The sequence below is a fragment of the Burkholderia sp. E168m23 genome, from assembly GCF_016586125.1.
Taxonomy (GTDB): domain Bacteria; phylum Pseudomonadota; class Gammaproteobacteria; order Burkholderiales; family Burkholderiaceae; genus Burkholderia; species Burkholderia orbicola.
In genome coordinates, this window is the sequence record NZ_BCPP01000183.1 from 1 (window position 1) to 8,878 (window position 8,878).

General features: G+C 67.1%; 9 protein-coding genes. 3 read left to right on the forward strand and 6 right to left on the reverse strand.

All coding sequences use genetic code 11. The annotated features are described in order from the left end of the window. The coding region (locus JMF90_RS12115; RefSeq protein ID WP_201325131.1) for a PPK2 family polyphosphate kinase at positions 1 to 643 on the forward strand (643 nt) is incomplete at its 5' end. A 41-nt stretch (positions 644 to 684) separates the two neighbouring features. Further along, on the forward strand, positions 685 to 1,458 hold the full coding sequence (locus tag JMF90_RS12120; protein WP_006477482.1) for an exodeoxyribonuclease III: 774 nt from the start codon (positions 685 to 687) through the stop codon (positions 1,456 to 1,458). Between the two features lie 92 nt (positions 1,459 to 1,550). On the opposite strand, the gene JMF90_RS12125 is transcribed toward JMF90_RS12120, so the two are convergent. Beyond that, complete coding sequence (locus JMF90_RS12125) at positions 1,551 to 2,603, reverse strand: NAD(P)-dependent alcohol dehydrogenase (RefSeq protein ID WP_011546472.1); 1,053 nt, start codon at positions 2,601 to 2,603, stop codon at positions 1,551 to 1,553. Between the two features lie 226 nt (positions 2,604 to 2,829). Between JMF90_RS12125 and JMF90_RS12130 the strand changes: the two genes are divergently transcribed. Further along, positions 2,830 to 3,774, forward strand: a complete 945-nt coding sequence (locus JMF90_RS12130; RefSeq protein ID WP_011694440.1) for an AraC family transcriptional regulator — start codon at positions 2,830 to 2,832, stop codon at positions 3,772 to 3,774. A gap of 23 nt (positions 3,775 to 3,797) precedes the next feature. Here the strand turns inward: JMF90_RS12130 and JMF90_RS12135 are convergent, their stop codons facing one another. The 5 genes from JMF90_RS12135 to slmA all read right to left on the reverse strand — a co-directional run. Continuing rightward, entirely contained in the window at positions 3,798 to 4,850 is a 1,053-nt protein-coding gene (locus JMF90_RS12135; protein WP_011546470.1) for a M48 family metallopeptidase, read from the reverse strand. Then, complete coding sequence (locus tag JMF90_RS12140) at positions 4,840 to 6,261, reverse strand: AmpG family muropeptide MFS transporter (protein WP_011546469.1); 1,422 nt, start codon at positions 6,259 to 6,261, stop codon at positions 4,840 to 4,842. Before JMF90_RS12140 ends, JMF90_RS12135 begins: the two co-directional genes overlap by 11 nt. Positions 6,262 to 6,377: 116 nt before the next feature. Then, the gene (gene metW / locus JMF90_RS12145; protein WP_006755281.1) at positions 6,378 to 6,986 is read right to left on the reverse strand and encodes a methionine biosynthesis protein MetW; all 609 of its coding nucleotides are present in this window, start codon (positions 6,984 to 6,986) and stop codon (positions 6,378 to 6,380) included. After that, the gene (locus JMF90_RS12150) at positions 6,983 to 8,128 is read right to left on the reverse strand and encodes a homoserine O-acetyltransferase (protein ID WP_006477489.1); all 1,146 of its coding nucleotides are present in this window, start codon (positions 8,126 to 8,128) and stop codon (positions 6,983 to 6,985) included. The genes metW and JMF90_RS12150 overlap by 4 nt, the downstream gene beginning before the upstream one ends. Positions 8,129 to 8,393: 265 nt before the next feature. Then, the coding region (slmA, locus tag JMF90_RS12155; protein ID WP_201325132.1) for a nucleoid occlusion factor SlmA at positions 8,394 to 8,878 on the reverse strand (485 nt) is incomplete at its 5' end.

Consider the following 8,878-nt stretch of genomic DNA (forward strand, 5'->3'; position numbering starts at 1 on the left):
GAAGAAGCGCGTGCTGCTCGTGCTGCAGGGAATGGACACGAGCGGCAAGGACGGCACCGTGCGCGCGGTGTTTCGCGAAGTCGACCCGCTCGGCCTGCGCATCGTGCCGTTCAAGGCGCCGACGCCGATCGAGGCCGCGCACGACTTCCTGTGGCGCGTGCATGCGCAGGTGCCGGCGGCGGGCGAGCTCGCGATCTTCAACCGCAGCCACTACGAGGACGTGCTGGTGCCGCGCGTGCTCGGCGCGATCGGCGACAAGGAGTGCGAGCGCCGCTACCGGCAGATCCGCGATTTCGAGACGATGCTGTTCGAGAACGGCACGACCATCATCAAGTGCTTCCTGCACATCTCGAAGGACGAGCAGCGCGCGCGGCTGCAGGCGCGCATCGACGACCAGACCAAGCACTGGAAATTCGACATCTCCGATCTCGACGCGCGCAAGCACTGGGACGCGTACCAGTCCGCATACCGCGACGCGCTCGCCGCGACGTCGGCCGAGCATGCGCCGTGGTACGTGATCCCGGCGAATTCGAAGACGCACCGCAACGTGATGATCGCCGAGCTGCTGCTGCGCACGATGACCGACATGAAGCTGGAATTCCCGCCGCCGAAGCCCGAGCTCGAAGGCGTGAAGATCCGTTAAGCTGCCCCCCTGTAAAAACATCGAACTGAACGGAACCCGACATGATGCGAGTGATTACCGCCAACCTGAATGGCATCCGCTCCGCCGCGAAGAAGGGCTTCTTCGACTGGCTCGGCGAACAGAACGCCGATTGCGTATGCGTGCAGGAAATCAAGGTGTCGGCCGACGACCTGCCGGCCGAATTCGTCGAGCCGCACGGCTTCAAGAGCTATTTCCACCACGCCGAGAAGAAGGGCTACAGCGGCGCGGGCGTGTACAGCCGCCGCGAGCCCGATGACGTGATCATCGGTTTCGGCAGCAGCGAGTTCGATCCCGAAGGGCGCTACGTCGAGGCGCGCTACGGCAAGCTGTCGGTCGTGTCGGTGTACGTGCCGTCCGGTTCGAGCGGCGAGGAGCGCCAGCAGGCGAAGTACCGCTTCATGGCCGAATTCATGCCGCACCTCGCGGCGCTGAAGAAGAAGCGCGAGGTGATCCTGTGCGGCGACGTGAACATCGTCCACAAGGAAATCGACATCAAGAACTGGAAGAGCAACCAGAAGAACTCGGGCTGCCTGCCGGAAGAACGCGAGTGGCTCACGAAGCTGTTCGACGACGTCGGCTACGTCGACGTGTTCCGCACGCTCGATCAGCGCCCCGAGCAGTACACGTGGTGGAGCAACCGCGGCCAGGCGTACGCGAAGAACGTCGGGTGGCGGATCGATTACCAGATCGCGACCCCGGGCGTGGCCGGGACCGCGAAAAGCACATCGATCTTCAAGGACATCAAGTTCAGCGATCACGCGCCGCTGACGATCGACTACGACTACCAGAAGTGATGCGCTGGGTGGCGCCTGGCGCGTAGCCGGATGACGCGATGACGCAAAACGGGCCGCATGTCGAACATGCGGCCCGTTTCGTTTGGCGCGGCTTACTGCTTGAGCGACGCCATATCCACCACGAACCGGTACTTCACGTCGCTCTTCAGCATCCGCTCGTAGGCGGCGTTGATCTGCTGCATCGGAATCGTCTCGATATCGGACGTGATCCCGTGCTCCGCGCAGAAGTCGAGCATTTCCTGCGTTTCCGCGATCCCGCCGATCAGCGAGCCCGCGAGGCGGCGGCGCTTGAAGATCAGGTTGAACACCTGCGGCGACGGATGGTCGTGCTCCGGCGCGCCGACGAGCGTCATCGTGCCGTCGCGCTTGAGCAGGTGCAGGAACGGGTTCAGGTCGTGCTGCGCGGCGACCGTGTTCAGGATGAAGTCGAAGCTGTTCAGGTGCGCGTTCATCTGCGCTTCGTCCTTCGAGATCACCACTTCATGCGCGCCGAGCCGCTTGCCGTCCTCGATCTTCGACGGCGACGTCGTGAACAGCACGACGTGTGCGCCCATCGCGCGCGCCAGCTTCACACCCATGTGGCCGAGGCCGCCGAGACCGACGATGCCGACCTTCTTGCCGGGGCCGACGTTCCACTGCCGCAGCGGCGAGTAGGTCGTGATCCCCGCGCACAGCAGCGGCGCGGCGCCGGCCGGGTCGAGCGTGTCCGGCACGCGCAGCACGAACGCCTCGTCGACGACGAGCTGCGTCGAATAGCCGCCGTACGTGATGTCGCCCGTCACGCGGTCCTGGCCGTTGTAGGTGCCGACGAAGCCGTTCTCGCAATACTGCTCGAGGCCTTCTTCGCAGCTCGCGCAGGTGCGGCACGAATCGACGAGACAGCCGACGCCGACCAGCTCGCCGACCTTGAAGCGCGACACCTGCGGGCCGGTCGCGGTTACGCGGCCGACGATTTCATGGCCCGGCACGACCGGGTAGATCGTGTTGCGCCATTCGTTGCGCGCCTGGTGAAGATCGGAGTGGCAGACGCCGCAGTAGAGGACGTCGATCTGGACGTCGAGGTCGCGCAGCGCGCGACGCTGGAATTCGAACGGGGCGAGCGGCGATTGCGAATCGGTCGCCGCGTAGGCATAGGTCGTGCTCATGCAAAGGCTCCTTGTCCGGAAAAGATCCGGCGAAACAGACTGCCGTCGCATCATGTGGCGATGCGGCGAGACAGGTGCCTATCGTAAGGAGCGCACCGCCGCGGCGAAATACATGAAGGTCTGGAAGATTTGCCTATTCCTCTTGAATTGCGCACGAACGCCCGTCAAAACGCGTTCAAGGTGCTAAATTGCGAGCCAGATTCTCTTGCCGGACAGGACCACGCAGATGAGCTTCCAGCCCCTTTTTGCCGACTCGGGCGACCGCGTGCAGCGCCGCATGATCGAGCTGCACACGCGCCTCGCGCCGAACGAGGGCGACACGCTCGCGGCGCTCGACGGCGTGCGCTTGCTCCGCGTGAGCCGTCCCGCGCCGCGCATGCCCGTGCTGTACGAGCCGAGCATCATCGTCGTGTGCCAGGGTCGCAAGCTCGGCTATCTCGGCGACCGCTCGTTCGTGTACGACGCGCAGCAATACCTGGTGCTGTCGGTGCCGCTGCCGTTCGAATGCGAAACCTTCGCGAGCATGGACGAGCCGTTTCTCGCGATCTCGATCCGCGTCGATCTCGCCGTGATCGCCGAGCTCGCGATCCTGCTCGACGAGACGCTCGGCGCGGCGATCAGCGAGCCGCTCGGCGTCTATTCGACGCCGCTCGACGCGCCGCTGGCCGATGCGGTCGTGCGGTTGCTCGAAGCACTCGCGTCGCCGCACGACACGCGCGTGCTGGGGCCGGCGATCATGCGCGAGATCGCGTATCGCGTGCTGACCGGCGAGCAGGGCGACGCGATGCGCGCGGCGCTCGTGCAGCAGCATCATTTCGGCCGCATCGCGAAGGCGCTGCGGCGCATCCATGCGGAGCTGAGGGCCGATCTCGACGTCGAGACGCTTGCCCGCGAAGCCGGGATGAGCCTCGCGGTGTTTCACGCGCAGTTCAAGCACGTGACGGCGACGTCGCCGATGCAGTACGTGAAGACCGCGCGGCTGCACCAGGCGCGGCTGATGATGGTGCGCGACGGACTGGGCGCCGGCGCGGCAGCCGCGCGGGTCGGCTATGCGAGCGCGTCGCAGTTCAGTCGCGAGTTCAAGCGGCTGTTCGGCCGCAGCCCCGCGGATGATGTGCGCTGGATGCGTGACAGCGGGGTGCGCCCGGCGATGGCCGACGCGGACGCATAGCGTCCCGGGTCTCGCGCGGCGGCTCAGCGCCGCACGATCTTGCGCCGCTGCGCGCTGATGCCCGCATAGTCGGGCAGCGATTCGACGCGTTTGCCCGTCGCCTTCGCGTACAGCGGCATCAGGTCCGGCAGCCGGTTCAGCAGATCCTGGCGGCGCGCGGCGCTGTACGGGTGCGTGTAGATGAAGCCCGACGCCTTGTTCGCGCGCGTCGCGACCGCGAGCTTGTCCCACAGCGTGATCGCCGCGCGCGGATCGAAGCCCGCGCGTGCGGCGATGTCGCCGCCGATCACGTCGGCTTCGGTTTCGTCGGTCGGATCGTAGTGGAGCGACTGCAGACGCTCGCCGAGATTCAGCGCCTGCGGCAGCGGATCGCCGACGCCGAACAGCGGCGGCAGCGCGGCCGCGCGCAGCGACGTCTGCGAGGTCACGCTGAAGTTGCTGCGCGCGTGTTCGCGCAGCGCATGCGCGATGCCGTGCGCGAGCAGCACGCCGAGTTCGTCGTCGTTCAGGCGTACGCGGTCGAGCATGCCGCCGTACACCAGCACCTTGCCGCCCGGCAGGCAAGTCAGGCGGATGTCGCGCGAGCGGATCGCGTTGACGTCCCACGCCCAGCTTTTCACGCGGTCGTTCCACTTCACCGAATACGGCGCGAGCTTCGCGACGATCGCGCGCAGGCGTTTCACGCGCGGCTGGTTCGCGGGCAGCAGGCGGTTGCTGTCGGCGGCCGTCTGCACGATCTGCGCGTATTCGTTCGCGGTGAGCTGTTCGAGCAGCGGCGACGGGATCAGCGTGCGGAACGCGATCGCGTTGCCGTAGCGGACCTGCTGCGGCGTCGGCGTATAGGCCTTCGCCGGCACCGCGGCGCCGGTCGGCTGCGCGCCTTCGGCGGCGGACGGCGGGACGGGCGCGGCAGACGTGGCGGGGGCGGGCGGCGTCGCCTGCGCGGCGGCCGGTGCGGAGCCCGCAGCCGTCGCGCCGATGTCGGTCGCGTGCGCACTCGTCGCGGTGAATGCCGCGGCGCCGACGCTCAACGCAGCCGTCACGCGTGCGAGACGATGCAGGCGGTTACCGCGCACGGCTCGCCTCGCCGTCGCGCGCGGCACCGTTCCATGGCGCGATCCTGAACAGCAGCAGCATGCCGGGAACCGCGAGCGCGGTGCACACGATGAAATAGTCGTACCAGCCGATCTTCGCGACGACGAAGCCGCTCGCGGCCGATGCGAGCGTACGCGGCACCGACGCGAGGCTCGTGAACAGCGCGAACTGCGTGGCCGTGTAGCGCGGGTCGGTCGTGCTCGCGATATATGCGACGAACGCGGCCATCGTGAGGCCGGTCGTGAAGGTTTCGAAGCCGTAGACGAGCGCGAGCGCGACCGTCATCGGGCTCAGCTTCGGCGTGATCTCGATACCGAACACCGACATGAACGACGCGAGCGCGTGGCTGGCCGCGACCGTGAAGTCGTACAGCATCGCGAGCACCGGCGAGCCGGGGCCGAGCTGCGCGAGCCACGCGAAGCCGAGCGTCGACACCATCTGCAGCGCGCCGAAGATCCACAGCCCGCGGCCGATGCCGATCTTCACGAGCCAGATGCCGCCGATGATGCCGCCGGCGACGCTCGCGACGAGCGCGGTGGTCTTCGCGACGATGCCGATCTCGGTGCGCGAGAAGCCGATGTCGAGGAAGAACGACGTCGACAGCGTGGTGGCCATCGTGTCGCCGATCTTGAACAGGAAGATGAACGCGATGACGAGCAGCGCGCCGGCCCAGCCGTCGCGCTGGATGAATTCGCGGAACGGCAGCACGATCGCGTCGCGCAGGTTGCGCGGCGGCGTGCCGACCACTTCCGGCTCGCGCACGACGAGCGTCATCAGGATGCCCGGCAGCATGAACGCGCCGGTGATCGCGAATACCGCGTCCCACGGCAGGTGGTCGGACAGGATCAGCGCGAGCGAACCGGGAATCAGCGCGGCGAGCTTGTACGCGTTCACGTGCACCGCGTTGCCGAGGCCCTGCTCGGTGTCGCGCAGCAGCTCGCGGCGATACGCGTCGATCACGATGTCGGCGCTCGCGCCGAAGAATGCGACGAGCGTGGTGAGCGCGGCGACCGTCCAGATCGAGTCGCGCGGCGACACGAAGCCGAGCGCGGCGATCGCGCCGGCGACCAGCAGCTGCGTGAGCAGCAGCCAGCCGCGCCGGCGGCCCGGCCGCCAGCCGGGCAGGCGCGGGATGTAGCGGTCCATCAGCGGCGCCCACAGGAACTTCCACGTATACGGGAACTGGATCAGCGCGAACAGGCCGATTTCCTTCAGGTTTACACCCTCGGAGCGCAGCCATGCCTGCACGAGGTAGACGAGCGTGAAGAGGGGCAGCCCCGACGTGAAGCCCAGGAACACGCAGATCAGCATGTGCGTGTTCAGATAGGCGCGCCAGCCGGGGTGATCCTCGTGAGCGGTGAGTGCGGGCGCCTCGTGTGGCGTTTTCGACATGGACAGGAACTGGGTAGCGTTGACTGACGGCGGCGGCAGCGCAGGCGGCGCGCACGGCGCAGGAGGGGCGGCCGCGCGCGTGGGCGGGCCGGATCTTCCGTCAACGGCTCCCCGGCTCAGCTGCGCTTGACGCGATAGACAGCAAGACTACCACGCCAGTTCGCTCCCCATCGAATCGGCTGGCCTTCGTGCAGCACGACGCGGTCGAGAATCGTCACGCCCACTTCGGGCGCCAGCGCCTCGAAATCCTCGATCGTCAGCACCCGCACGTTCGGCGTGTTGTGCCACTGGTAAGGCAGCGACTTCGACACCGGCATCCGGCCGTTCAGCACCGACAGCCGGTGCGGCCAGTAGCCGAAGTTCGGGAACGACACGATGCACTCGCGGCCCACGCGCGCCGTTTCGCGCAGGATCGCGGCCGTCTGGTGGATCGTTTGCAGCGTTTGCGACAGGATCGCGATGTCGAAGCTGTGGTCCTCGAACAGGCGCAGGCCATCCTCGAGGTTCTGCTGGATCACGTTGATGCCGTTCTTCGCGCTCGCGAGCACGCCCGCGTCGTTCAGTTCGATCCCGTAGCCGGTGACGTCCAGCTCCTCCATCAGCAGCGCGAGCAGCGAGCCGTCACCGCAGCCAAGGTCGAGCACGGTCGAGCGCGGCTCGACCCAGCGCGCGATCGTGCGGAAGTCCGCGCGCGCGGACAGGGAGTTCAGTGCTTGCTGGTTCATGCTCCCACCTCGTTGGCGATTCGTTCGTAATACGCGCGAAGCAGGTTGTGATAGCGCGCGTCGTCGAGCAGGAATGCGTCGTGACCGTGCGGCGCATCGATTTCCGCGTAGCTGACCGTGCGCTTGTTGTCGAGCAGCGCCTTCACGATCTCGCGCGAACGCGCCGGCGCGAAGCGCCAGTCGGTCGAGAAGCTCGCGATCAGGTACTTCGCCTGCGTGTGCGCGAGCGCGGCCGTCAGGTTGCCGTCGAACGCCTTCGCCGGATCGAAGTAGTCGAGCGCGCGCGTGATCAGCAGGTACGTGTTCGCGTCGAAGTAGTCGGCGAACTTGTCGCCCTGGTAGCGCAGGTACGATTCGACCTCGAACTCGACGTCGAAGCTGAAGTTGTACGCGTCGAGCGCGCCGTCGGCGCGGCGCAGCGCGCGGCCGAATTTCTCGGCCATGTCGTCGTCGGACAGGTACGTGATGTGACCGATCATCCGCGCGACGCGCAGGCCGCGCTTCGGCTTCACGCCGTGCGCGTAGTAGTCGCCGCCGTGGAAATCGGGATCGGACAGGATCGCCGAGCGCGCGACCTCGTTGAACGCGATGTTCTGCGCGGACAGCTTCGGCGTCGACGCGATGTCGATGCAGTGCGCGACGCGTTCCGGATACATCAGGCTCCATGCGAGCGCCTGCATGCCGCCGAGGCTGCCGCCCATCACTGCGGCGAAGCGCTCGATGCCGAATGCGTCGGCGACGCGCGCCTGCGCATGCACCCAGTCCTCGACGGTCACCACCGGAAACTTGGCGCCGTACGGCTTGCCGGTCGACGGATCGATGCTCATCGGGCCGGTCGAGCCGAAGCACGAGCCGAGGTTGTTCACGCCGATCACGAAGAAGCGGTTGGTGTCGAGCGGCTTGCCCGGGCCGACCATGTTGTCCCACCAGCCGGTGCTGCGCGGATCGTCCGCGTAGACGCCGGCGACGTGGTGCGACGCGTTGAGCGCGTGGCAGACGAGCACCGCGTTCGAGCGCGCGGCGTTGAGCTCGCCGTACGTCTCGACGACGAGCTGATAGTTGCCGAGCACGCTGCCGCTTTGCAAGCGCAGCGGTTCGGCGAAGTGCATGGTCTGTGGAGCGACGATGCCGATCGATTCCATTCGTTCCGCCTTATGACTGGGCGGCTAAATGGTGTCGGCGATGCGCGGAGGCGAAGGTGCGCGGCTGACGACCTCTTTAGCCGCATTTGTAGTGAACCGCCAAGGCAAGCGCACAGCCACGCCCTGGCCGGTTCGCGCGCCCGCAATCGAGTCAGCAAATCGGCGCGCTTCCGACCTGCCGCCCGTGAGGCGACAGTCGGCAAAGTATAGCGGAAATTGCGAGGCCCGGATTCGGGCGCATGGCGGGCGTACCGTCACGCGCCGGTCACTGCAGGATCAACCGCAGATGCGCATCGGCCTGCTCGCCCGGCGGCTTCTGGAACCCGCCTTTGGCGAACCGATGCCACCGGCCGATCACGTAGCTGACGAGCAGGCTCGCGCGGGCGCCGGGATCGTAGTCGGCCGGCAGCACGAACGGCGTCGCGCCATCGGGCGCCTGCGCCTCGGTGCGCGCGACGCGCAGGCATTGCTTGACGGTCGCCTCGATGCGGTCGAGCAGCTGGTTCACGCGCTCGGTGAGCCGCTCGTCCTCGCCGACCAGCGCCTCGCCGGTCAGCACGCGCGTCATGCCCGGGTTCTTTGCGGCGAAATTGAGCATCGTCAGCGCGATCGTGCGGGCCTGCAGCACGCCGTTCGGCTCCTTCGCGACGATCTGGTTGACGAGCCCGAACAGCGCCTGCTCGATGAACTCGATCAACCCTTCGTACATCTTCGCCTTGCTGGCGAAGTGCCGGTACAGCGCGGCTTCCG